The organism is Cyclobacterium sp. SOCE241, from assembly GCF_056867545.1.
Map to the genome: position 1 here is coordinate 4,018,599 of NZ_CP149779.1, position 22,552 is coordinate 4,041,150.

The 22,552-nt window shown below is 38.2% G+C and carries 29 protein-coding genes and 4 pseudogenes; 11 read left to right on the forward strand and 22 right to left on the reverse strand.

The window, feature by feature from the left end; genetic code table 11:
* Positions 1-70 precede the first annotated feature (70 nt).
* The 5 genes from WG932_RS20110 to WG932_RS20130 form a co-directional block, all read right to left on the reverse strand.
* Positions 71-895, reverse strand: coding sequence for a helix-turn-helix domain-containing protein (locus tag WG932_RS20110; protein ID WP_483085173.1), 825 nt, complete (start codon positions 893-895; stop codon positions 71-73).
* A gap of 77 nt (positions 896-972) precedes the next feature.
* A complete protein-coding gene (locus WG932_RS20115) occupies positions 973-1,269 on the reverse strand; it encodes a type II toxin-antitoxin system RelE/ParE family toxin (protein ID WP_149393091.1) in 297 nt (98 codons plus the stop codon).
* A gap of 2 nt (positions 1,270-1,271) precedes the next feature.
* Positions 1,272-1,505: a hypothetical protein gene (locus tag WG932_RS20120; RefSeq protein WP_339680615.1), complete on the reverse strand. Its 234-nt coding sequence runs from the start codon at positions 1,503-1,505 to the stop codon at positions 1,272-1,274.
* A gap of 315 nt (positions 1,506-1,820) precedes the next feature.
* Positions 1,821-2,528, reverse strand: a complete 708-nt coding sequence (locus WG932_RS20125; protein WP_483085174.1) for an alpha/beta hydrolase family protein — start codon at positions 2,526-2,528, stop codon at positions 1,821-1,823.
* A gap of 23 nt (positions 2,529-2,551) precedes the next feature.
* Positions 2,552-4,003 (reverse strand): beta-propeller domain-containing protein, encoded by a 1,452-nt coding sequence (locus WG932_RS20130; protein WP_483085175.1) that lies wholly within the window; start codon positions 4,001-4,003, stop codon positions 2,552-2,554.
* Positions 4,004-4,311: 308 nt separating this feature from the next.
* On the opposite strand from WG932_RS20130, the gene WG932_RS20135 reads away from it, so the two are divergent.
* Positions 4,312-5,415, forward strand: a complete 1,104-nt coding sequence (locus WG932_RS20135) for a serine hydrolase domain-containing protein (RefSeq protein WP_483085176.1) — start codon at positions 4,312-4,314, stop codon at positions 5,413-5,415.
* A 36-nt stretch (positions 5,416-5,451) separates the two neighbouring features.
* Here WG932_RS20135 and WG932_RS20140 read toward each other — a convergent pair whose 3' ends face one another.
* A complete protein-coding gene (locus WG932_RS20140) occupies positions 5,452-6,228 on the reverse strand; it encodes a type III pantothenate kinase (RefSeq protein WP_014019694.1) in 777 nt (258 codons plus the stop codon).
* Positions 6,229-6,357: 129 nt separating this feature from the next.
* Here WG932_RS20140 and WG932_RS20145 point away from each other — a divergent pair.
* From WG932_RS20145 to WG932_RS20155, 3 pseudogenes are all read left to right on the forward strand, one after another.
* Positions 6,358-6,836: pseudogene (locus tag WG932_RS20145) on the forward strand (GNAT family N-acetyltransferase).
* 177 nt (positions 6,837-7,013) lie between these two features.
* A pseudogene (locus WG932_RS20150) lies at positions 7,014-8,113 on the forward strand (vWA domain-containing protein).
* A 3-nt stretch (positions 8,114-8,116) separates the two neighbouring features.
* Positions 8,117-9,641, forward strand: a pseudogene (locus tag WG932_RS20155) (magnesium chelatase).
* Between the two features lie 173 nt (positions 9,642-9,814).
* On the opposite strand, the gene WG932_RS20160 reads toward WG932_RS20155, so the two are convergent.
* The 3 genes and pseudogenes from WG932_RS20160 to WG932_RS20170 form a co-directional block, all read right to left on the reverse strand.
* Positions 9,815-10,018, reverse strand: a complete 204-nt coding sequence (locus WG932_RS20160) for a YgaP family membrane protein (RefSeq protein WP_149393088.1) — start codon at positions 10,016-10,018, stop codon at positions 9,815-9,817.
* 225 nt (positions 10,019-10,243) lie between these two features.
* Positions 10,244-10,630: pseudogene (locus tag WG932_RS20165) on the reverse strand (alpha/beta hydrolase family protein); the annotation flags it as partial.
* Positions 10,631-10,644: 14 nt separating this feature from the next.
* Entirely contained in the window at positions 10,645-10,926 is a 282-nt protein-coding gene (locus WG932_RS20170) for an alpha/beta fold hydrolase (RefSeq protein WP_483085177.1), read from the reverse strand.
* Positions 10,927-11,164: 238 nt separating this feature from the next.
* Here WG932_RS20170 and WG932_RS20175 point away from each other — a divergent pair, with 238 nt between their 5' ends.
* The 6 genes from WG932_RS20175 to WG932_RS20200 all read left to right on the forward strand — a co-directional run bounded on the left by WG932_RS20175 (position 11,165) and on the right by WG932_RS20200 (position 13,990).
* Positions 11,165-11,578: a DinB family protein gene (locus WG932_RS20175; protein WP_483085178.1), complete on the forward strand. Its 414-nt coding sequence runs from the start codon at positions 11,165-11,167 to the stop codon at positions 11,576-11,578.
* Entirely contained in the window at positions 11,575-11,691 is a 117-nt protein-coding gene (locus tag WG932_RS20180) for a DinB family protein (protein WP_483085179.1), read from the forward strand. Before WG932_RS20175 ends, WG932_RS20180 begins: the two co-directional genes overlap by 4 nt.
* Before the next feature lie 313 nt (positions 11,692-12,004).
* Positions 12,005-12,505 carry a rhodanese-like domain-containing protein gene (locus WG932_RS20185; RefSeq protein ID WP_483085180.1) on the forward strand — a complete coding sequence of 167 codons (501 nt, stop codon included), beginning with the start codon at positions 12,005-12,007 and terminating at the stop codon, positions 12,503-12,505.
* Between the two features lie 41 nt (positions 12,506-12,546).
* A complete protein-coding gene (locus tag WG932_RS20190) occupies positions 12,547-13,218 on the forward strand; it encodes a haloacid dehalogenase type II (RefSeq protein WP_014019702.1) in 672 nt (223 codons plus the stop codon).
* Between the two features lie 14 nt (positions 13,219-13,232).
* Complete coding sequence (locus WG932_RS20195) at positions 13,233-13,655, forward strand: DUF547 domain-containing protein (RefSeq protein WP_483085181.1); 423 nt, start codon at positions 13,233-13,235, stop codon at positions 13,653-13,655.
* Complete coding sequence (locus WG932_RS20200) at positions 13,601-13,990, forward strand: DUF547 domain-containing protein (protein ID WP_483085182.1); 390 nt, start codon at positions 13,601-13,603, stop codon at positions 13,988-13,990. Before WG932_RS20195 ends, WG932_RS20200 begins: the two co-directional genes overlap by 55 nt.
* 18 nt (positions 13,991-14,008) lie before the next feature.
* On the opposite strand, the gene WG932_RS20205 is transcribed toward WG932_RS20200, so the two are convergent.
* From WG932_RS20205 to WG932_RS20250, 10 genes are all read right to left on the reverse strand, one after another.
* Entirely contained in the window at positions 14,009-14,521 is a 513-nt protein-coding gene (locus WG932_RS20205) for a hypothetical protein (protein WP_014019704.1), read from the reverse strand.
* Positions 14,522-14,619: 98 nt separating this feature from the next.
* Positions 14,620-15,606 carry a hypothetical protein gene (locus WG932_RS20210; RefSeq protein WP_483085183.1) on the reverse strand — a complete coding sequence of 329 codons (987 nt, stop codon included), beginning with the start codon at positions 15,604-15,606 and terminating at the stop codon, positions 14,620-14,622.
* Between the two features lie 37 nt (positions 15,607-15,643).
* Positions 15,644-16,243, reverse strand: a complete 600-nt coding sequence (locus tag WG932_RS20215) for a BamA/TamA family outer membrane protein (protein ID WP_483085184.1) — start codon at positions 16,241-16,243, stop codon at positions 15,644-15,646.
* The gene (locus WG932_RS20220; protein WP_483085185.1) at positions 16,165-16,725 is read right to left on the reverse strand and encodes a hypothetical protein; all 561 of its coding nucleotides are present in this window, start codon (positions 16,723-16,725) and stop codon (positions 16,165-16,167) included. The genes WG932_RS20215 and WG932_RS20220 overlap by 79 nt, the downstream gene beginning before the upstream one ends.
* A 117-nt stretch (positions 16,726-16,842) precedes the next feature.
* Positions 16,843-17,382: a YceI family protein gene (locus tag WG932_RS20225; RefSeq protein ID WP_149393081.1), complete on the reverse strand. Its 540-nt coding sequence runs from the start codon at positions 17,380-17,382 to the stop codon at positions 16,843-16,845.
* Positions 17,383-17,408: 26 nt separating this feature from the next.
* Complete coding sequence (locus WG932_RS20230) at positions 17,409-17,963, reverse strand: hypothetical protein (RefSeq protein WP_483085186.1); 555 nt, start codon at positions 17,961-17,963, stop codon at positions 17,409-17,411.
* Positions 17,964-18,179: 216 nt separating this feature from the next.
* Complete coding sequence (locus WG932_RS20235) at positions 18,180-18,989, reverse strand: flavodoxin family protein (protein ID WP_339680238.1); 810 nt, start codon at positions 18,987-18,989, stop codon at positions 18,180-18,182.
* A 68-nt stretch (positions 18,990-19,057) separates the two neighbouring features.
* A complete protein-coding gene (locus tag WG932_RS20240) occupies positions 19,058-19,318 on the reverse strand; it encodes an anti-sigma factor family protein (protein WP_149393078.1) in 261 nt (86 codons plus the stop codon).
* A 15-nt stretch (positions 19,319-19,333) separates the two neighbouring features.
* Positions 19,334-19,918 carry a sigma-70 family RNA polymerase sigma factor gene (locus WG932_RS20245; RefSeq protein WP_483085187.1) on the reverse strand — a complete coding sequence of 195 codons (585 nt, stop codon included), beginning with the start codon at positions 19,916-19,918 and terminating at the stop codon, positions 19,334-19,336.
* Between the two features lie 259 nt (positions 19,919-20,177).
* Positions 20,178-20,597, reverse strand: a complete 420-nt coding sequence (locus WG932_RS20250; protein ID WP_014019712.1) for an META domain-containing protein — start codon at positions 20,595-20,597, stop codon at positions 20,178-20,180.
* 438 nt (positions 20,598-21,035) lie between these two features.
* Here WG932_RS20250 and WG932_RS20255 point away from each other — a divergent pair, with 438 nt between their 5' ends.
* Entirely contained in the window at positions 21,036-21,794 is a 759-nt protein-coding gene (locus WG932_RS20255; RefSeq protein ID WP_149393077.1) for an SDR family NAD(P)-dependent oxidoreductase, read from the forward strand.
* Position 21,795: 1 nt separating this feature from the next.
* Here the strand turns inward: WG932_RS20255 and WG932_RS20260 are convergent, their stop codons facing one another.
* The 3 genes from WG932_RS20260 to WG932_RS20270 are packed head-to-tail and all read right to left on the reverse strand — an operon-like array spanning position 21,796 to position 22,545.
* Positions 21,796-22,185, reverse strand: coding sequence for an alpha/beta fold hydrolase (locus WG932_RS20260; RefSeq protein WP_483085188.1), 390 nt, complete (start codon positions 22,183-22,185; stop codon positions 21,796-21,798).
* Positions 22,173-22,352 (reverse strand): alpha/beta fold hydrolase, encoded by a 180-nt coding sequence (locus tag WG932_RS20265; RefSeq protein ID WP_483085189.1) that lies wholly within the window; start codon positions 22,350-22,352, stop codon positions 22,173-22,175. The genes WG932_RS20260 and WG932_RS20265 overlap by 13 nt, the downstream gene beginning before the upstream one ends.
* Positions 22,339-22,545, reverse strand: coding sequence for an alpha/beta fold hydrolase (locus WG932_RS20270; protein ID WP_483085190.1), 207 nt, complete (start codon positions 22,543-22,545; stop codon positions 22,339-22,341). The genes WG932_RS20265 and WG932_RS20270 overlap by 14 nt, the downstream gene beginning before the upstream one ends.
* Between the last annotated feature and the right edge of the window lie 7 nt (positions 22,546-22,552).

Consider the following 22,552-nt stretch of genomic DNA (forward strand, 5'->3'; position numbering starts at 1 on the left):
TGATAGTTTTCAACTTCAGTGGGTTTATTTACGCTCTTCTAAACTTATACCAGAAAAGGTAAATCCTGTATTATTTTTTCTCCCTAAAATCTGTAGGAGACAGTCCCTCTTGATTTTTAAAGAACCTACTAAAGGATTGTATGTCCTGAAAGCCCAATTCATAGCCAATCTCAGAAACATCCTTATCCGTGTAAAACAACATCCTTCGTGCTTCCAGCACAATTCTTTCCTGAATGACCTGCAATGGTGTTTTCTCACATAACTTTTTGAAGGTATTAGAGATGGTTTTAGGGGCTTTAAATAGCAATTCTGAATATTCGGCCACAGTATGTTTTTCTCTGAAATGCGTTTCTACCAAAAAGTTAAACTCCCTAAACAAATCATTTTGTTTGGGCGTAGGGCTTTCATGAAATTTTTGCCTCTTGAAAATACGGGTACATAGAATAAGTATCCTTTTGAGCATCATTTGAAGCATCTCAAGCTGAAGATCATCCTTCATTTCAAATTCTAGAACTGCCATTTTCCAGGCAGTTTCCAATATTTCCAGTTCCTTGTCGGCTGCCTTTATAATGGGAGGAGTGGCCGCTCCATAATACAACACCCCCTTGCAACTGACCTCACTGTCATGATCCAAAATACAATAAAACTGCCGATTGAACCTTAGTAGGTTGATTGAATTGATTTTTTCATATTCTAGCTTATTGAGCTGGGACAAGCTTAGCAGTTCATTTTTATTGAAAGTATAAGGAATCCCATCTATCAGTAATTTGTTATTGTCTGAGGTAAACCAGATCAATTTCAAAACCTCCGGCTGACTTTCTAACAGGTGTCTACAATTAGAAGAGTCAATGGATTGAATTTCAAAATATTCGTTTTGCTTGCCTGTATATATCATCTTTGGTAAATAACCCTACATTATCCTTTACTGGTCGAAGTTACGATTTGCTAAAAATTAGACCAGTAGAGCACAGATTAAACCATAAATTTATTGGGATTTTTACGGTTAGGTCTAAAGCTTACGATCTCAATATGATCTTCTTTGACCCGGTAATATATGCTCGTCTGTTTACTAAAAACACATTTTCTTAAACCTTTCCTTTTATTAGATTCACGGTACATCTCAGGAGATTCTGATAACTGATCCAGTCTTTTTTCAAGGAGTAAATATATTTCCTTTGCCTTTTTCTGTCCGAAGTTTTGAAGAACATAATCAAGCAATTCCATTTCTTCTTGCCTGGCACGGAGAGAATAGCGGATTGATAATTTCAAATCTAAAAATTAAACCGTTTTTTGATTTCATCACGAACAGCTTCTTGAGACAAAAACTGGCCTTTATCCAGTTGCGCCAATCCTTCATCGATGGCTGCACGGTCATCCGTACTTAACTCTTCCCAAAAATCCACTTCATCATCAATTTTTAAAAGCGATTTGACCGCATTCAAAACATGCTCATCATTACTATTGATGATTTCCGATATGATCTTGTATTTTACCGCAATATCCATTGGATTATTTTTTATTATTTAAAGTTAACGATTTTTAAATTTACTTTATTGCTGTTATCACAGTAGATTAAGAATACACAGCAAATTTGAAACGAATCAGGATTTCACACTGGTCATAATTTAAGCGATAGCAGCAACTTCGTCCCTTCATAACGAAAGTTTTCAACTTGAGTGGGTCTAAAACATACTTATCACTCCAAATGAAAAAATTGAAATAAACCTAATAATTCACCACCTGAGGCTAATTTATGAAAGTTGAAAACTTTCGTCATTTTAGGTCTAAGTTACGCTTTGCTAAACTTAGACCAGAAGCCATTACAATTTGTCTTTCACGTAATTGGTCAGCATTTTATACAGGTGCCAGGTGGTATTTCCACCGTGAATCCCGTGATTTCTATTGGGATAGTAAAAACTATCAAACTGCTTGTCTGCAGCGATAAGAGCATCCACCAAAGCAACACTGTTTTGAAAGTGCACATTGTCATCGCCCGTTCCATGTACCAACAGGAAGTTACCATATAGCTTGTTTACATGATTGATGGGGCTGAAGTCATCGTATCCGGCGGGGTTTAGCTGAGGGGTCTGTAAAAAGCGCTCGGTATATATGGTATCATAGTACCTCCAGCTGGTTACCGGTGCTACTGCCATGGCTGTTTTGAAAGTTTCATTACCGATCATCAGTGCCAGCGAAGACATATAGCCTCCATAAGACCAACCCCATATACCAATACGGCTTGCATCCACATAAGGCAGTTCCGCGAGGTATTTCGCTCCTGCGATTTGGTCTTCTGTTTCCAGTTTTCCCAACTGATTGTAAGTGCTGTGCTTGAAGTCCCTACCTCTTCCTCCGGTGCCTCTATTGTCAATGCCTACCACGATATACCCTTCGGCTGCCAAGTGCTGGTGCCACCAATCACGGGTACTTCCCCAGTTGTTCATAACATTCTGAGAACCCGGTCCACCATACACGTACATGAGCACAGGATAGGTTTTTGATGGATCGAAAGTTGCAGGCTTTATCATATAGCCATTCAAGCTGGTACCATCTATGGTTTTAAAGTCAAAAACTCCTTTGGGAGATAGGCATATTCCTTCATTTTCTTTTGAAGTGCATTATTGTCTTCCAACACCTTAATTTCTTTCCCTTCTTTATCACTCAAAACAACCTGCAATGGCTGCGTAACGGTGCTGTAAGCGTCAATATAATACTGCTGATCGGGACTCATATTAATGGAATGGGTTCCTTCCTGAGGTGTAAGTAGTTTTTTCTTTTTTCCATTAAGATTAATGGAATAAAAGTGTCTCTCCAATGGAGACTGTTCGGTAGAAACATAGTAAACTTTTCCTGCTTTGCTGTCCACAGCCACCAACTCGGTTACTTCCCAATCTCCTTTGGTAATTTGGCGGATTAGCTTTCCTTCCAGGTCATATTGATAGACATGCTTGAACCCATCTTTTTCAGAGGTGCCAATGAACCCCTCTCCATCAGGAAGGAAGAGGAAATTGTCATTGTAATCCATGTCCACATAGGTGTCCGATGTTTCGGATAGAATGTTTTTTGATTCTCCTGTCTGGCTGTCTGCAAACAAGATGTCCATCTGATTTTGCAACCTGTTTAATCGAATAACAGCAAGGGTATTGTTGTCTTCTGCCCAATACATTCTGGGCAGATAAATGTCTGAATCAGCACCGGTATCTACAGTTTGGGTCTGCTCCTTTTCAAGGTTATAAATTTGAATACTAACGATTGCATTTTTCTCTCCGGCTTTGGGATATTTAAAATGCTCATCTTCCGGATACAAAGCTCCCCATTTTTGCATGTTAAAGACAGGCACTTCTCTTTCGTCAAAGCGTATATAGGCCAGTTTATTGCCATCATTGGACCAGAAAAAGGCCTTGGACATAGAGAATTCCTCTTCATAAACCCAATCCGCAGCCCCATTGATAATTGCATTCTTGGCACCATCCCTGGTCACTTGAACCTTATTATTGGTTTTTAGATCCAAGTAGTAGAGGTTATTCTCCTTTACGTAGGCGACTTTCTGATTGTCAGGAGACAGGGTGGCATAGGAGATTTTATCCCCGTTTTCCAATTCTTTTAAGCTGCCTGTTTTCAAGTCAAGCAAATGATAGATTGCTTTGGTGGATCGCCTATAGATCGGTTCTACTTCAGATGTAAGTAAGGCCATGCTTTCCTCCGGATTGAAGGCGTAATTGCTAAAATTGAGTCCCAATTCCCTACCATCTATCAGTACTTCACTCTCCTCCCCTGTCGCCACATTAATCCTTACTACCTGTGGAAATCCTGCTACCATTTTTAAACTGCTGTAGTATTTCCCATCCTTCATCCAATTAATGCCTTGAACTGTTTTAGGGGCAAACACCTGGTCCTTAATGACCGCTTCAAGAGTTAATTTTTTATTATCCTGTGCCAATCCACTAGTTGTAAAGAGTAAGACATAGACCAAAAAGGCCTGTATTTTATAGTATCGTTTCATATTTTTCTCCTTTTAGCCAAGTGCGCAAAAGACACTCCGACCTATATGACACCCAAAGGTAATTAAACGGTAATTACTTTAAAAACCGCCAACATGCCAATCGGGGTTTGCAGTGAAATTGTAAAGTGATCCCAATTATTATCTGAAAAGAAACTGAGTAGTCACCTAACCAAAACATTGGCCCTCTTTTAAAACCAACCTTAGGCAATTAATTGATTAATAGTTTTTTAACGCTTTTAACTTTTCTAATTCTCAGACAATCAGAAATATTTTCATTATCTTAAAATCCCAACAACCGATAATCCCTCATGTTGAAATTAAAAATACTTTTTATAATAGTACTTATTGGTTGTGGCTGCGAGGAAAAACCAGTAGCTGTTAACTTTCAGCAGGGTTATCATGGAAAAATTTCTGAAGGCCAATCAAAATTAATCCATACGGAAGCAAAAGGTTTTTTCAACCAAACCCAGTTATCCATAGCTATAATCAAGAATGGAAAGCCGGAATTTTATGGAGTGAAAATAGAAAATGACACCATGTTTTCAGTGGAGAACCAAGATAGTGTCTTCGAAATTGGGTCTATCTCAAAAGTTTTTACCGCCACATTACTGGCAGACTTGAGTCTCGATGGCAAGTTAAACCTCAATGACCCTGCGGGTAAATATTTGCCATGGAAACTGAAAAACACCCCTGAATTCACTTTGCAACAACTTTCCAACCACAGCTCAGGTTTGCCTAGGCTCCCTGATAATCTGATCCTTTCAGAAGTGGATATGAGCAATCCCTACAAAGATTATGGTGAAGAAAAATTAGGCTTTTATCTCACCGAACAGCTAGAACTACAACAGGATCCGGGACTAAAATTTGACTATTCAAATCTTGGGGTGGGGCTACTGGGCTACATGCTCACAAGAATAGATTCCTCAAGCTATGAAGAAATGATACAAAATAGGATTGCCATTCCATTTCAAATGGAATCCACGACCGTCAATAGAGAAAAGGTAATGCCTCAGCTTGTCAAAGGTTTGGATGTGGAAGGTAAAGAAACGCCCAATTGGGATTTAAACGTATTGCAAGGTGCTGGAGCCATTCTATCCAGTACCCAAGATCTGACCAAGTTTGCACTGGCCCAATTCAATCCTGCCAATCAGACATTGGCGCTTACACAAAAGAAAACTTTTTCCGTCACCGCCTATGAAAAGGCCATAGGATTAGGCTGGATGATTGAAAATAAAAAAGATGGTAAATGGTTATGGCATGGTGGTGGAACCGGTGGCTATTCTTCTTCTTTTACCTTGGATTTGGATAGGAAAAATGCTGTCATCATTTTATCCAATGTCTCTGGTTTTTCAGAAAATGTGGTAAACATTTCAAATCTAGGTTCAAGGTTAATGGAGATGATAGAAGATTAAATTCTTTACTCGAAACTTAATTTAACAAAGCTACCATCAATTACCTATATTAAGCCTTGTGATTTGAAAAATCCCTTTCAGTGTTAAATTCACATCAACAGTATTGAATCTATCCCCTAAGTGACCCATCAAAGATGACATACCTCCGGTGACAATCAACTGATATTTACAATTGGTTTCTTTTTCTATGGCCTCCACCATTCCTTTCACTAAGCCTGAATACCCATAAAAGATGCCGGCCTGGATAGCGTGGACCGTATTTTTCCCCAAGGCTGATTCCGGCAACTTCAGTTCAACTCTTGGAAGTTTCGCTGTATTGTTAAACAGGGAATTGATGGCTGTTTTGATTCCGGGAACAATATTTACTCCAATTACTTCCCCTTCTTTAGCCACCACACTAAATGTCAAGGCTGTTCCAAAATCCACAATAATACAAGCAGTCCTAAACCTCAAGTAAGCCGCTGTAATGTTTGCCATTAGGTCCGTACCTATTTCTCTGGGGTTCATTGCGGTGACTGGCAGTTTATTATAGCTATTTTCATTGATAACGTAAGGTTTTTTACCAAAAAACCGCTCACAGAACTGAATCAACACAGGCTCTAAATCGGGTACAACTGTACTCATTCCTATTTGATCAATAGAATCGGTCCCCCATCCTTTCTCTAAAAAATACATGGCTACTTTTCTCTCAAGATTAAAAACCCTAAGATCTTTTTTTGTTGGGACCCGAAGTACTTCTTCCCAAGCGTTAGTTTCATCTTGGTAAAAACCAAATACAATATTAGAATTTCCTGCATCAATTGATAGAAACATGTTTTAAAGGGTTAAGTCATAAAGATAAAAATTGTAAGTGATCCCATAAGCAAAAATACTCCAATAAAAATTTTAGATAAAGCTTCTGCTTACAAAGGTAAAGTTGACCAATTTTATTAATTTCAAATCATGTATACTGTTAGAGAAGGAAAAAAGAGGATTTACCGGCTATTCTTGAATTAATCAAAGAATTGGCATTGTATGAAAAAGCACCTGAAGAAGTGACCAATACCCTTGAAATGATGGAAAAGGATGGCTTTGGTCCTCAACCGGTTTTTGGCTTTTATGTTTTGGAAAAGGAGGATACCCAGCGCATTATTGGAACCGCCATATATTATTACCGTTACAGCACATGGAAAGGCAAGCGACTTTACTTAGAAGATTATATTGTCACCGAAAAAGAGCGTGGAAAAGGTGCCGGCAAACTGCTTTTTGAAAGAGTAATGGCCAAATCACTCGAGGAGGGTTGCACAGGAATGATGTGGCAGGTCCTTGATTGGAATGAACCTGCAATCAGATTTTATAAGAAATACAGTGCTCGAATGGAATCTGAATGGATCAATTGTAATCTCCAAGCTGAAAAAATTAAGGAAATGTTAGCTAAATGATTGCTTATGGCTCACCATTGGTGTACTCATTCTAATGAATTCCTTAAAGAATATCATTTCCATTCAATTAAATGATTCTGCGGGTCCTTCTAAAACTCCAATCATTTAAAGTTTAAATTTATTTTGAGGTATTTGCCTAAGTTTAAACCTCTCGGCCTTAATTCTTGTTACCCTACTATGAAAGGTTTTAGATTCAGCAAATTTGTCCCACAAAAGGACGAAGATAAAAATACATTTGAACAGCTCTTGGATATTTTCCTGCAGTTGGTCACCATGACAGGGGGAGATGCTGCTGAAGCTCTGAGTTGGCTCACAGATTTGGACAAGAGATACAATATGACCAAGCCTGGCTATGGTATTGGAGACTTTATTGATGACCTCAAGAGCAAAGGTTATTTAGATGAGAAAAAGGGCAATGGAGAAATAAAGATAACAGGAAAAGCAGAGCAATCCATCCGAAAAAATGCTTTGGAAGAAATTTTCGGAAAACTTAAGCGGGGAAAAGGAGGACAGCACAAGACCAACCACACGGGACCCGGAGAGGAAAGAGGCACAGATCGAAGACCTTTTGCTTTTGGAGACAATTTAGATCAGATTGCATTGACAGATTCTCTAAGAAATGCACAGATCAACCATGGTTTCTCCGGTGACTTCCTATTGACCGAAGATGATCTTGAAGTTGTAGAGAGTGAAATGCGAACACAAACCTCTACTGTTTTGATGATTGACATCTCACACAGCATGATCTTATACGGTGAAGACCGCATCACCCCGGCAAAAAAAGTAGCCATGGCCTTGGCCGAATTGGTAAAAACCAGATACCCTAAAGATACGCTGGATGTAATTGTATTTGGGAATGATGCTTGGCAAATTGAAATCAAAGACTTACCCTACCTTCAGGTTGGCCCTTACCACACCAATACAGTAGCCGGACTTGAATTGGCCATGAACCTCTTAAGGAGGAGAAAAACCCAAACAAACAGATTTTCATGATCACTGATGGCAAACCTACTTGCCTTAAGGTGGGCATCAAGTATTACAAAAACAGCTTTGGTATAGACAGCAAAATCCTCAAGGAAACGCTAAAACTTGCCGCTCAATGCAGAAGGCTGAAAATTCCTGTCACCACATTTATGATTGCTTCTGACCCTTATCTAAAGGAATTTGTTAAGGAATTTACTAAGGTCAATAATGGCAATGCTTATTATAGCAACTTACAAGGATTGGGACATTTAATTTTTGAAGATTACCGAAGAAATAGAACCAAACGTTTTTAAATAATGGAATACACCAAAATGAAAGCAAAAGATTTATTAAAAATAAAAACCCTGGGACAGTTAAAAGCGGTTGGTTACAGTCCCAAATCCATCAAAGAAGAACTTAGAGACAATCTCATTCGCAAAATCAAGAACAAAGAAAATGTTTTTGAAGGAGTATGGGGATACGAAGATACGGTGATTCCTGATATTGAAAGAGCCATTCTTTCCAAACACAATATCAACTTCCTAGGGCTGAGAGGACAAGCCAAAACAAGGATTGCAAGAATGATGACCATGCTATTGGATGATTATGTACCGGTAGTAAAAGGGGCAGAACTTAATGATGATCCACTCATGCCCATCTCCACATTTGCCAAAACATTGATCGATGAAAAAGGAGATGACACCCCTATTTTCTGGTGGGCAAAAGAAGAGCGCTACACAGAAAAATTGGCCACTCCGGATGTGTCGGTTGCAGATCTAATAGGTGATGTGGACCCCATTAAAGCGGCTACTATGAAGCTGTCATACAATGACGAAAAAGTCATCCATTTTGGTCTTGTTCCAAGGTCAAATCGGTCCCTATTTGTCATTAATGAATTACCGGATTTACAGGCCAGGATTCAGGTCGCCCTATTTAATATTTTACAAGAAGGGGATATACAAATCAGGGGATTTAAATTGAGGCTTCCTTTGGATATCCAATTTGTTTTCACAGCAAACCCAGAAGATTATACCAACAGAGGAACCATCGTTACGCCGCTTAAAGATAGGATTGAAAGTCAAATCATTACTCATTATCCGAAAAGCATCGAAATTGGTAGAAAGATAACTGAACAGGAAGCTAACGTCAACAACAGGCCGATGGAAAGGATCCATGTTCCTGAATTGATGAAAAACTTGATCGAACAAATTGCAGTAGAAGCACGAGAAAGTGAGTATGTAGATGAAAAAAGTGGTGTTTCTGCAAGATTGACTATTTCGGCCTATGAAAACCTTATTTCTGCTGCGGAGCGCAGATTGTATATGAATGGCGAAAATGAAACCATCGTCAGAATTGTTGACCTAATAGGGGTTATTCCGGCCATCACAGGCAAAGTAGAACTGGTCTATGAAGGTGAGCAGGAGGGTGCAGGATTGGTAGCTTACAACCTCATTGGCAAAGCCATTCGTACCCTATTTTCTCAGCATTTCCCTTCCCCTGAGCAAAAAAGAAAGCCAAAGAAGGTAATCCCTATGTTTTACCGCTATCCTGGTTTGGCGAAGGCAATAGCTTAGATATTTTGGCTTCACAAAGCGATAAAGAATACAAAAAGTTATTACAAGAAGTCCCCGGCCTAGAAAAAATCACCACTCAATTTGTAAAAGAGCTTCCCGAAAAGGAAAAAGAATTTTACATGGAATTTGCCCTTCATGGGCTGGCGGAACACAGCCAGCTGAGCAAAAGCTATTGGACACAGGCATGCAATTCAATGATTTGTTCAGCAGCATGTTTGACCTGGGAGCACCCGGAGAAGATGAAGTTGAAGATGATTTTGATGGATAAATATTGACTTCAGCAAATTGCTATATGTGTGAATTATCAGGACAAAAGGAACAACTCCCAAAGGAGTTTGTTCCTTTTTTATGTCCAATTTTGATTATGGTTTTTCCACCCTATTTAACCTATTTAGTTTTTCACAGGCCTACTTAAAAACCAAATGATTGAATCTCTTCTTTTTAATGCGTCTTGCATGATTTAATGCCAAACAAGGAGTATAGGGGACAAAAACTAATCAAGCTCGTTAGTAGAAAAATGGCCGAAACGATAATTAACACGATGCCCAATACTCCAGCTACAATCCCTGAGAAATAAAGATACAAGGCAACTATTGCAATAATTGTCCTTATTATTCTATCGGTTGATCCCATATTTTTTGTCATGATACGTTTATTTTAATTGAAGAAAAAATTTGAAAAACAGCAGATCCTATTGGCGAATCATGCGTCTAATACAATAAAAATAAAGGTTATCCTTTAGAATATAAGTGATTTAAATCACCTAAGACATAATTCTATAGCAACAACAGTTACTTAAATCCGCTCATTCATTATTGCCAATAAATTTAAGTATTTCATTGACCATTTTTTCTTTCTCAGTAAAAGGAATCAAATGACCTTCTCCAGAAATGGTTTTAACCTCCAACCACTTTTTGGAATATTTTGCAATGAAAAATTTACATTCCCATAAGGCACCAAGCCATCCTTGTCTCCATGTATGTGTAAGATTGGGGAATTTATTTTATCCCATTGATTGACAAATGTTCTAAGTTCTTCTTCATGGGAATACTTCTCATCCGCAGCTACTCTTAAAGACTTAGAAACCATCCATCGGGTACTATTATACAAGGCCAATTTTCCAAACCAAAAGTATTTTTCCTGCTCAGGGTCTATGGCCGGGGCGATCATTACTGTGCCTTTGAGCCATTCCGGATCCTGAATGGCAATATAACCGGCGATCGTTCCGCCATAGGAATGCCCTACAGAATAAACATTTTGCTGGTTGGCGTTTACTTTTTTATTAGGGTGTCTATGGCCTCAAATTGCTGGGGAATGGCTTGATAATTGCCATAGCCCGAATAACCATAGCCTAGCCGATCAATAACCAGAATTGAAAATTGCGCTCTTAAAGTGTCATCCTGAATATATGAAAGAAAAGCGGAAGAAGAACCGGGAGCACCATGAATAAACAACAAAATAGGTGCGTCCTTATCAGGGTTTTCATACCATAACCATCGAAGAGGATATGCTTCCAAATAATTTATTTCAAAAGTACTTGCCTGCTTCTCCATCAACCGGTAGAGACTTTTGTCATTATCCCTAAATGAGAAACATCCTGGCATGAATATTAAGAAAAAATTAATAGCGGAGAAAACCTGAGGGTTTTGAAATTCATATAATGCAATTTACTTAAGAAACGAAAATCAGATCACCTCGGTTTTATTTTGAAGCGTAAAGCATTGCTTAATACGATTCGATTTATCCCAAGCATTGGATTTTAAATCAAAGATGTTTTTATTGTCCTTTGTTATGAAAGGAAAGTTAGTCGTTCAATTTGTATTATTGATTTTAATTATGGGCATTTCAGATTTAAAAGCACAAATGTATTTTTCCGACCAATACCCTGAGGTTTGGAAACGCAATATGAATTATTCACAGCTTGTGGCAGAGGCAATGCCCGCAGAACTATACGATTACCAGCCAACCCCCGAGTCCATGTCTTTTAAAGATCAGCTTTTACATATCGTGGACAATATCAGCTACCTTACTGCCAAAATCAATGGCCAAAAAATAACTTTTTATAACAAAGAAAATAAAGCCTCCATCGATAAAAAGCAGCTCATTGAGCTACTTTCACAGGCAAATGATTATGTATTGGAATTGATCAAAAATGCAGAAAAATCCAATTGGATGAAAAGATCGTCTTTGGCAATGAAAACATGACCAAAGAAAATATTTTTTATTTATTGCGTGGGCACCAAGTGCATCACCGAGCACAGTGTTTAGTATACCTGCGATTAAAGGGCATAACCGCCCCCTCCTATGTAGGCTGGTAAGATTAAAATACAGGGTTAAAGAGCTACTGGATTTCACGAAAAGTCGGTTTCATTATTAAGCAAACTGTAGGTTAATACTCTATAAAGCCAACTGATTTACCCCTCGGGTGGCACCTTCTGCGTCGGCTTACACGGAGTTACCAAAATTGTACGCTAGAGTCTTACATTAGACTCTGTCATCTGTATTGCTGCGTTTTAAAAATATTAATTCTCGCGATGACGATTTTTTCATGATTCAAAGTCGAACTCAGGTTAACAAGTATAAATTTTCAATATTTAGAAATTATTGGGACTAAAGTTTTGTTCTAGTTTCATGAAAGTTTTATACGCTTTTTCCTTTTGTCTAATGATAGCATTTCTTTCAGGGGAAAATAGCTTCGGACAAAGCTTGGCATATAAGACATTGCTTAAGCGCACTTATGATCAAAATTTTGATTTGGTATATCCCGAACAAAAGGAGTTTATCAAAAATGCCATAATATTGGACACCAGGGAAGCATACGAATTCGAGGTGAGCCATTTGAAAGGGGCCCAATGGATAGGTTATGAAACTTTTAACCTTTCATCGGTTGAGGACATTCCTAAGGATAGTCCCATAGTTGTTTATTGTTCAATTGGTGCCCGAAGTCAAGAAATTGGAAAAATATTAAAACAAAATGGTTTCAGTAAAGTATATAACCTTTATGGAGGAATATTTCATTGGGTAAATGAAAACAATCCTGTGTTTCAAGCAGACACCTTGCCTACCAACAAAGTACATACCTACAATAAAATGTGGGGAATATGGCTTAACAAGGGCGAAAAAGTAAATTAATCCCACAGACGATTTATTGTCACCCGCTAAATTAAAAAATTATGTCTTCTTCACCCCAATTGTTAATATTTGATGTGAATGAAACCTTGCTGGATACAAAAGCAGTGACTGCTGCAATTAATAAAGAATTAGGGAATTCTGAGGCAGCAGGCAAATGGTTTCAATCTTTATTGCATTATTCATTGGTGGAAACTGTCACCGGTGATTTTGCTGATTTCTCTCAAATTGCTGATGCTTGCTTGGAAATGACTGCCAAAAATTATGGCAAAGATCTTTCCGCTGAAAAAAGAGAAATAATTTTAAGCGAATTCAAAAAACTCTCTCCGCATTCGGAGGTTTTCGAAGGTCTTCAACGTTTAAAAAATGCCGGTTTTATAATCGTAGCCCTTAGCAATGGCACACTTGAAACTATCAATGATCAGTTAAAGTATGCAGGGATTAACCAATTATTTGATAGAATTTTCAGTATTCAGAGTATAGGCAAATTTAAACCACACCCTTCTACATATGCCTATGTCCTTGATAAGATGGAAATTTCTTCAGATAAAGTGTTGATGATTGCTGCACACCCTTGGGATTTGGTGGGTGCTTCCAGAGCAGGACTACAGACTGCATTTATCAAAAGAGAAGGAAAATCAAATTATCCACTGTCACCAAAAAATGATTTTGAAGCAGAAAACTTGATTCAGCTCTCTAACCTACTTATTCACTGACAGCCCAATATACAATGATAAAACTGTTCATTTACTACAGTGTCCTTTTGATCAACTTATCCTGCGGAAGTTCCGGACTGGGTCAATCAGGCACAACCCCGCCTAGTCATGCAACTTTTGACCAGTTGCTTCAAGCTCACGTTAGCGAGCAGGGAACGGTAAACTATAAAGGATTTATGGCTGATGTGGATAAATTAGATGCATACTTAGCCTCATTGAGCTCCAATGCTCCAGATAGAGCAGCCTGGTCGGAAGCAGAACAGTTGGCGTATTGGATCAATGCTTACAATGCTTTCACCATTAAATTGATCCTTGACCACTACCCTGTAAAAAGTATTAAAGACATTGGCCCAAAATTGACCATCCCGATTGTCAACACGGTATGGCATTTGGAGTTTTTGAAATTGGTGGAAAACCGGCAAGTCTGGATGAAATAGAACATAAAATATTAAGAAAAGAATTCGATGAACCAAGAATTCATTTTGCCATTAACTGTGCATCTATCTCTTGTCCGAAATTAATGAATCATGCCTATTCAGCCAAAAATTTAGATGCTCAGTTGCAACAGGCAGCATATACGTTCATCAATAACCCAATGCACAATTCGTTGACAAAGGAACAAGCGGAACTGTCTCCACTTTTTTCATGGTTTGAAGAAGACTTTACCAGAAAGGGTAGCCTAATGGATTTTATCAATCAATATGCTGAGAACAAACTAAATAATGAAGCAAAAATTTCCTTCAAAGACTACAACTGGTCTTTGAACGAATAAAAATTGGTTTGGGTATTACTATTTATCTGCCTTGGCAAGCCGTGATTTGGTAGTGGAAGGTGCAACTCCAAAATCACTATCCACCAAATGAACTAGCCCTTGATCTAAAAGAGATATTTTGATCAAAGCCTGATGGTGAATACTATGTTCAAGGCAATAAACCAACTCCCTTAGAAAAGAAGATGGAATGACACATTCACAGTTTTCCAAAAGGGAAAAATTGGTGACGAGAGATGCCTCTCCTGAAAACTTTTCCCCTTCTAAAAACCTTACAACATGACCGACTGCAGCTAAGGCTGTTTTGGGATCCTGTTCTATAGAATTATCTCGTTTTCTTTTGTCGTAATTGATCGCTGTCAATTTTGAATCCATTGCCTCTCTGATACAAATATAGAATTCAAGAATATGCCGAATGTGTTGGCCTATGGTAGCTCCAGATAAAAATTTAGATTTATAATTGTATTGCTTGATGGTTAGCTTTTCCAAAAGACCGGAAATTTGCTCTAGGTTTTGTTTACATTCAGCTTTCATAATTCAATATTCGGAATCCTAATTTTGATTACAGTAAAAAACCGTTCTTTAAAATAGACGTATTTGCCCATAAAACCTGACATAACACAGTCATTATTTTATTTTTTTCTTTGCATATAATGCTCCCAAGCATCTTTTAATGAGGTAGTTGAATGCTGCAACATATTATTTTCCCTACTAATTTTATAGATCACAGTCCAATGTTTTAAAAGCGTCTTGATCCCTTCCCGCAATTTTGTGTCAGGATCATAAATATGAGCCGGCTCTGCATTCACCCCATTAATCTCCAATACCTTAATTCCTTTTCCTTGAACAAAATCTTCCAAAGAGTTTGCTTTTAAATCCACCCTTCCATAATAAAAAGTACCTAACCGACGACTCAACTTATCAAAAAACCGTTCGAGGGAAGGGCTTGTATGTCTTGATCCATCAAGAAATTTGGTGCCACGATTGTGATTACCAATGGGTTCAAGCAACTTTTCTTTTCCTAAAGGCAAGACCTCTTCAGAGTCCAAGCCACCGCCATCAAACAATTTCCTGCTCACTAATCTTCCTCGGGGCGATTCATCCACCAAGTCTTTAAGACTGGTTTTACCATCACCCACAACTGTCAGAAACTCCTTTAAAACGATGGAAGGTATTATCCCAAATTTTTTACTAGGTAGCCTGTAATAAAATACGCCTGCCTCAAAAGACGTTTGAATAAATTCCTGCAATAGTATATCTGTGCTATTCCGCTTTAAGTATGTAGCAAGCTCCTCTTCATTTTCAACAACTTTCACTCCTGTGCCTCTTTCTCCCCTATCGGGTTTAGCGATCAAGGGAAAATTAATTGCCATTTTGGCAAGGGCTTTTTGGGCCATTTTAAAAGATGTTCCCGATTGGAGAAAAACTGTTTTTGGTATTAGCTCAGGCGGGAGTTTACGAAGCTGACGGTATTTGCTGCAATTATAAAGCCCACCCATTTCCATGTCCGGATTTGCCTGGGTGAAGAAAAAGAAAGACCTGGCCCTAACTGAAAGTATCAGGTAATAAAATACCACAGGCGAATAAACCAGCCATGTTGGCCAATATTCCCAGTGCATCAGTTTTGTTATGAAGTTACTTTTAAATTTCATTTGATTAAAAAGCCTCTGCAAAATAGATATAGAAACCACGTGAATCAGAAGTAAAGCTATAATCCAACCTTACATTGGTCCTGTCCTTTTTACTTATGCGAACCCTAAGGCCTCCACCGGCAGCAAGGTGTATGTTTTTATATAATTTCTCCTTTAAAGATTGATAAACTCTTCCTGCGGAACCGAATACTACAAAGCCAAACCGCCCGATTACATGTTGCCTATATTCAGATTGAACAATGGCTGAATGATTGTCTCTAAACCTTCCTTGGTAGTATCCTCTATGAAGAAATGGTCCTCCCAAAGTTGGTAAAGTTCGAAAGGGCACATCACCAAAAGACAATTGAGTCAATAATTGATTGGCCCAGGTAATATGATCAGAAAGTGCCAGATAATGCCTAATATCCATACTGAGTAAACCAAAATTAAGCGCAGAATGATTGCTTTTCCCTAAACCAATTAAAGGTGTAAATTCGATAAAACTCCCGGAAGAAGGGGATAAAATATGATCCCTTTTGTCCCACATCATGGAGGGTCCAAAGCCCACATAACTATAGCCCTCTCTTCCATTCCCCTCCATAACATCCGCAAAAAGAGGCTCCATCTCCGGAAATTTTGGTTCCAGCCATTGGCCTTGAAGCGCCAGGCCAATATAGGTGTCTTTTTTAGCCTTTTATAACTTCTGCTCGTAAATGTTAGGGCTTTGAATTCATAAAGTGCCCTAGAGGCCTCCTTGGTATTGTTTCCCAATCCATAATAATATTCAGGAAATTTCCTGTAATCAATGCTTCCTTTCAGGAAATACTGATCCCCGGAAGTATAAACCTGCCAAGGTAGTATTAGCAAATACTGTTTGTTTTGGGTGTAGGTGACAAACATCCGCAAATTGGACTTTCTTTGGCTTTTATTGGCATAAAAGCTATAGAAAGCAAAGCCCTCTGCCGCAATCCTTGTTTCAGGTGTGAAATATGCCAAAGGCAAAGCCTTAAATATTGTACTGTCTTGCTTCGATTGCCTCGACTCAGCCTTGGAAATCAAAGCCAACAATAGCATGGTGGCGATATAGCACTTCGAAATTAAAGACATTCTATTTATTAAGCTTTTGGCTTTTCGAGGGATAAGCTATGGGTGATACTTACAGGTATTTAACAAGGAGAAGTGGGTGAAAGCAATAGAATCTGAGGCAAGCAACTAAACTGAACATTAATTTACAATAAGTAAGTCTAAGTAGACATCATCGGACATTACCCAACTACTTCCTCCCACTTTATAATCTCTTCGGTCGAGTTCCCCTTTGATATTAAATTCCTTTGAAGATCCTTTGTCAGCAATGGTGACGTTTAGGGTAATTGGGAGTGTTTTCCCTTTTATGGTCAAGTCTCCTAAAACCAAGAGTCCATCTTCTCCTGCTGCAGAAACCTTTGTGGATTGAAAGCTTATGATGGGGTATTTGGCTACATCAAAGTACTCTGCTTTTTTTAGGTGATTGTCTCGCTTATTGATGCCCGTGTCTATAGAATTTGTTTGTATTTCTGCCGAAAAGCTACTTTTCTCTGGTTGAGATTTATTGTAATTCACCGTGGTTTTAAACGATTTAAAAGCGCCTTCTACATTAAGCCCAAGGTTTCGAATATTGAATTTGATGTAAGATTCTTCAAAATTATTTGGAGGGACGTATACAGGAGCGACTACATTAGGCGCAAATAAATAATAAAACAGGAAGATTAAGATTGAAGATTTCATGATATGTTTGTGTTTATTCTAAATCATTAAAAAGGATTATAGGAAACAGCCAGGAAAAACAAGGTGGCTTTATTTCTGAACCTATCGTTTTCATTGGTCAGCACCTGATTGCTTGTATATTCTGAAAATGTCATGTCAAAACCTGCCCTAAGCCATGCTTTCTCAGCAACAGCATATCCCAGGTAAAATTCAGATTTCAATTGACCGATATCATTATCTCCTACCAAAAGCAAGTTAAAGGAAGTAGGTTTTGCATTTAGGTTTTCCGGAAACTGACCTGTGTTTTCTGAGCTGATAAAATTGGCACTTTGCTCCCCGCCAAAACCGAGACCTAAGGCATCGATATTAAATCCGAGTTTAATTTTCGGGTGAAATTGATATTGAATATTTATCATTGCATTCAAAGCCATGGTATTGGCTTTCCCCATATACAAAGTATCAATGGTGGCATCATCTCCTGTTAGATTTGCAGGAGCAGTGATATAGTTTATTTCTTTACCGTTTAGTCCCGAGAATCGAACACCATAACCTAACCTTAGTTTTTTAGAAGCGAAGAGCCCATAATTTTTGTTCCAAGACAAGGAATAACTTGTAAGGCTATTTTCTCCAACTCCAAAAGCGAAATCAAAATATTGATCTTTTTCAGGAATACTTGTTTGCTGCGCTTTGGCACATGTGATTGCTAAAAAAATGTAGCAATAAACAGATAAAATTTTAGTAAACGTAAATTTCCCATGGTTACAGAAGTTTGGGGTGAATAATTATATTAATAACAGTGACACTAAGGCGAATTGAACTTACCGGTACTCCGGATTTGGATGGTCTTTGTTAGATCTGTTGTCCCAAGCATCTCTTTGATTACCATATGCAGGGATACCACTCTGTTTAAGCATTTGGGCCAGATGCATCAGATTCCAAGTCATAAAAGTGGTATTTCTATTGGTAAAGTCATTTTCAGGCCCACCTGAATTTTTATCCAAATAAGAAGGCCCGGGGCCGGCTTCGCCTATCCATCCTGCATCCGCTTGCGGTGGAATGACATATCCTAAATGCTGAAGACTGTATAAAATATTCATCGCACAATGTTTGATACCATCTTCATTACCTGTAATCAAACAACCACCAGCCTTCCCATAATAGGCATATTGACCTTTATTATTCATTTTTCCGGAATAGCCATACAATCGTTCTATTACCAGAGAGGCAATGGAGGATTTTTCACCTAACCAAATAGGGCTCCCCAATATTAAAATATCTGCTTCCATTACCTTATCTTGAATTGCAGGCCAATCGTCCCTGTCCCAACCATGTTCCGTCATGTCAGGATAAACACCAAAAGCAATTTGGTGGTCCACTGGTCGAATGACTTCAGTTGCAACCCCATTCGCACGCATGATACCCTCACTCATACTGATTAATCCTGCAGTATGAGAGTTTTCAGGTGACTTTTTTAGGGTGCAGTTTAGAAAAACAGCTTTTAATGCTGAAAAATCAAATGGGTTATTGTCATTCAGCTCTTTTTGAAAAGTACTTAATTCCATATTAGGTCTATTTTGCAGGTCATAAAATGTGCTGAGAAAAAGGAACCTACAATCCTTGTTTCTCATTAGCATTTCACTTTTATAACCGAATAGACGCGAACATGTTAGCTTCCTGACAAAAACTTTAAATTATTTTAGCGATTAATTTCTTTTAAAATTTCTGATTTAACTTCGGAAGGAAGTTCTTTAGACATGACACTCTCCTCGGTCCATTTTTTCAAGGCGATGTTAATGGTTTCACTCTGATGCTGGTAAGCATTGCAAACTTTACAAAGTCTCAAATGAATATTTAACCTGAACTTTTCCATAATAGTCAGAGGAGACTCCATTTGTTTTTCTACCAAATAGGTCGCTTCCTTACATGAAAGCAGCATACGACTCATCAGTTTTTCCATAATCATGCTTTGGTGTTATTGTTTGGCAAACCAGTTGACTTCCAAACACTTCTTTAAAAGTAATTTGGCCCTGTGGATCACCTGCCAATAATTAGACGCAGTGATGTCCAAATCCTGACAAATTGCTACCGCTTCTTTTTCGAGCAGGAACTTGGATAAAATTGCCAGCCTCCATTTGGCCGGCAAGTCATTTATACAAATCTCCATCACTTCATTAAAGGCCACATTATCCAACAAGTGCTCTTCCTCTGCCCAAGCCTCCTCAAGTCCATTTGCTTTCCAATTGCCTATGGAATTAAAAAATGAATCGGTAAACTGACTGGAAGAATCCTCTTGTTTGGCTTCTTTAATGGATAATTTTCTGTAATGATCAATTATCTTGTTATTCAAGATTTTCAACAACCAAGTCTTAGGACTACTTCTCCCTTCAAACTTTTCATAGTTTTTGAATGCAGCAAAATATACTTCCTGAACTAGGTCTTCTGCCGTTTCATTACAACTTGTTTTATGGTAAGCCCAACTAAATAGATAATCACCATACATGTGAACCCATTCACTGATGGTCTTCTTTTTGGATGGGTAATCTGCTTTTTCTTCCATGGTGCCAATTATAGTCCGATAATTAGTTAAACGGTTTTGGAGACATCGCCACAGGAAATGTTAAAGCTTCTATTCAAAAAGCCACCGTGGAACTTTCCCTCTTTTTCATTCCAATTGATAATTAAGGTGATTGATAATAATTGTACAGGTAAACTATTTGATATGGAATTTGAGAATATGGCAAGTAAAACCGGTTAATGGGTTTAAAGCTCATGTGTATTTAAAATCCATCAAATGAAATAATATATTTACAACGGATTTAATTTTCGGGAACAAATCGCAGTAGTTCCTTGGCTCCATCCATCAATGTCAAATTATCTTTGCTGACTTTAAAATCACTTACCTTAGATAACGCATTCAAAAATTCATTTTCCCCTGTACCCTGACATGCTTTCTTGGTCATCGCACCAGGATCTAGGGAAAGGTTTTTTCCATCCAGGTTAAAATTTCCCGAAAAATTATTACACCCGGTAAAACCGCTCAACTTGCCACCGTCCATAAAACTTAGCATTGGCAAAGCATCAGCAAATTTTCCTACATCAAGGGCATTCCCCATCATTCCGGCAAGCTTCCATTTGTTTCCGGTAAGTAAACTAAGTGGATTCATTGAGTTGAGTGAGCTACATGAGGTAAAAGATAAGAGTAAGATTAGAACAATTAGGTGTCTGGACTTTTTCATAACGGTTTGTGTTTAAGTTACCCCAATAATTGCCAAGTCATAAACAGATTAATTTTCAACCACTTGTCAATTGATATTCAGGTATATTTTATTAGTGTATATTTAATTAATGTAACTCAAGATTGTGCGGTTAGGTTTAAATTCAGCAGAATTTTCTAAACGAAGGTCAAACGTTCTTGTCTGTATATGGCTTATTACCCACCATTTTTACTAGATCCTAGCAATCATAAGGCCAAGAATTTTATAAAAATTGAGATCATGAAGCTTCATGTCTATATAATTCTTTTAGTAATTTAAAATATTTGTTGTAAACATTGTGGCAGAAATCAAAAAATGAATCTTTGGCTAAAAAGATTTTTCTTAAATCTAAGGTAGTTGTAAGTAAAATTCATTCCCACTTTCTTAATTTTAAAGGTAGAAAATCCAAAAAATATTTCAATGACTAAATCTAGGTATAAAGACAGGGTTGCAGTAATAACCGGTGCTGCAGATGGCATAGGCAAAGCCATTGCCGAGAGGCTGGCTGAAGAAGGTGCAAGCATTGCGCTTTGGGACTTCAATCAAGACAAACTACTTGCCTTAGAAAAGGAATGGCAAGAGGCCGGCATGCCGGTAAAAGCATTTGTTGTTGATATTTCAAAAGAAGCAGCTGTACAAGATGCGTATCAAGCTACTGTCACTCACTTTGGTAAACTTGACATCCTGGTAAATTCCGCAGGAATAGTCGGCCCTACCCAAACAAAAATTACCGATTATGCAACTGAAGAATTCGACAAAATATATAATGTCAATTTGAAGGGCTCTTTTTTAACTGCCAAATATGCCTTAAAATATATGGAAAAGGCCCAATATGGTAGAATTCTCCTTATTGCTTCTATTGCAGGTAAAGAAGGAAACCCGAACATGGTGGGGTATTCTGCCACCAAAGCAGGCGTAATAGGTTTGGTAAAGGCCTTGGGGAAAGAGTATGCAACCTCCGGAATAACAGTCAATGGATTGGCCCCTGCGGTTATTCTAACCGCTATGAACAAAGATACTGATCCTGCACAATTGGAATATATGGCTTCAAAAATTCCTATGCAGCGCCTTGGTACTGTTGATGAAGCAGCTTCTATTGCTAGTTGGATACTTTCTGAGGAAGCCAGTTTTAATACCGGATTTGTGTTTGATTTATCTGGAGGAAGGGCTACCTACTAGGTTAGGTTTTCAAGCTTTCCATAAAATCACAAATGGCAGCTTGGGCTTTTTCCTTTTGTTCAAACATTCCCATATGTCCGCAATCCGAAAGTTGACAGAACTGATCGACAAATTTCTTGTGGGTCAGGCTGTCATCTAGGGTGACGGCAGTGTCCTCAACCCCGCAGATCATCAATTTTGGCTTGGGAAAGGCTGCAAATGTTTCTCTATTGTCATTTCTGTCTCGCATGGCTTTCAAATATTTTACTATGCTGTCCTTTGGAAGTTGGCTAGCGTGGGCTATCAGTTGGTCAATATCTTCCTTGCAGCGATCTCTGTTTTCCCTTTTAAACAATAAGGGCAATGAAGAGCTGATAAATTTGCTTACTCCATGCTTGTTTACAAATTCCACTGTTTTTTCCCTGTTGACCTTTTTTCTTCACTATCGGGGTAAGCCGTAGAATGAAACAATCCCAAACCTCTTAAGTTAAGATTAGGGAGTTTGGCCATCTCCAAGGCCAAATACCCACCAAGGGAGTGACCTATGAGGCTTGCATTTCCTATATTATTGGTTAGCATCCATAAGGCAATTTTTTCCTATATCTGAAATGGTAAAATCACTTTTATAAGCATCACTGCTTCCGAATCCCGGTAAATCAGGACACCAAACTTCACAGCTTGTCAATAGTGGTCCTACAAAATCTTCCCACATTTCCTTTGTTTCGCAAAAACCGGGAAGCAAAACAAGTGCTTGGCCTTTCCTTTTTTCCAATAGGATA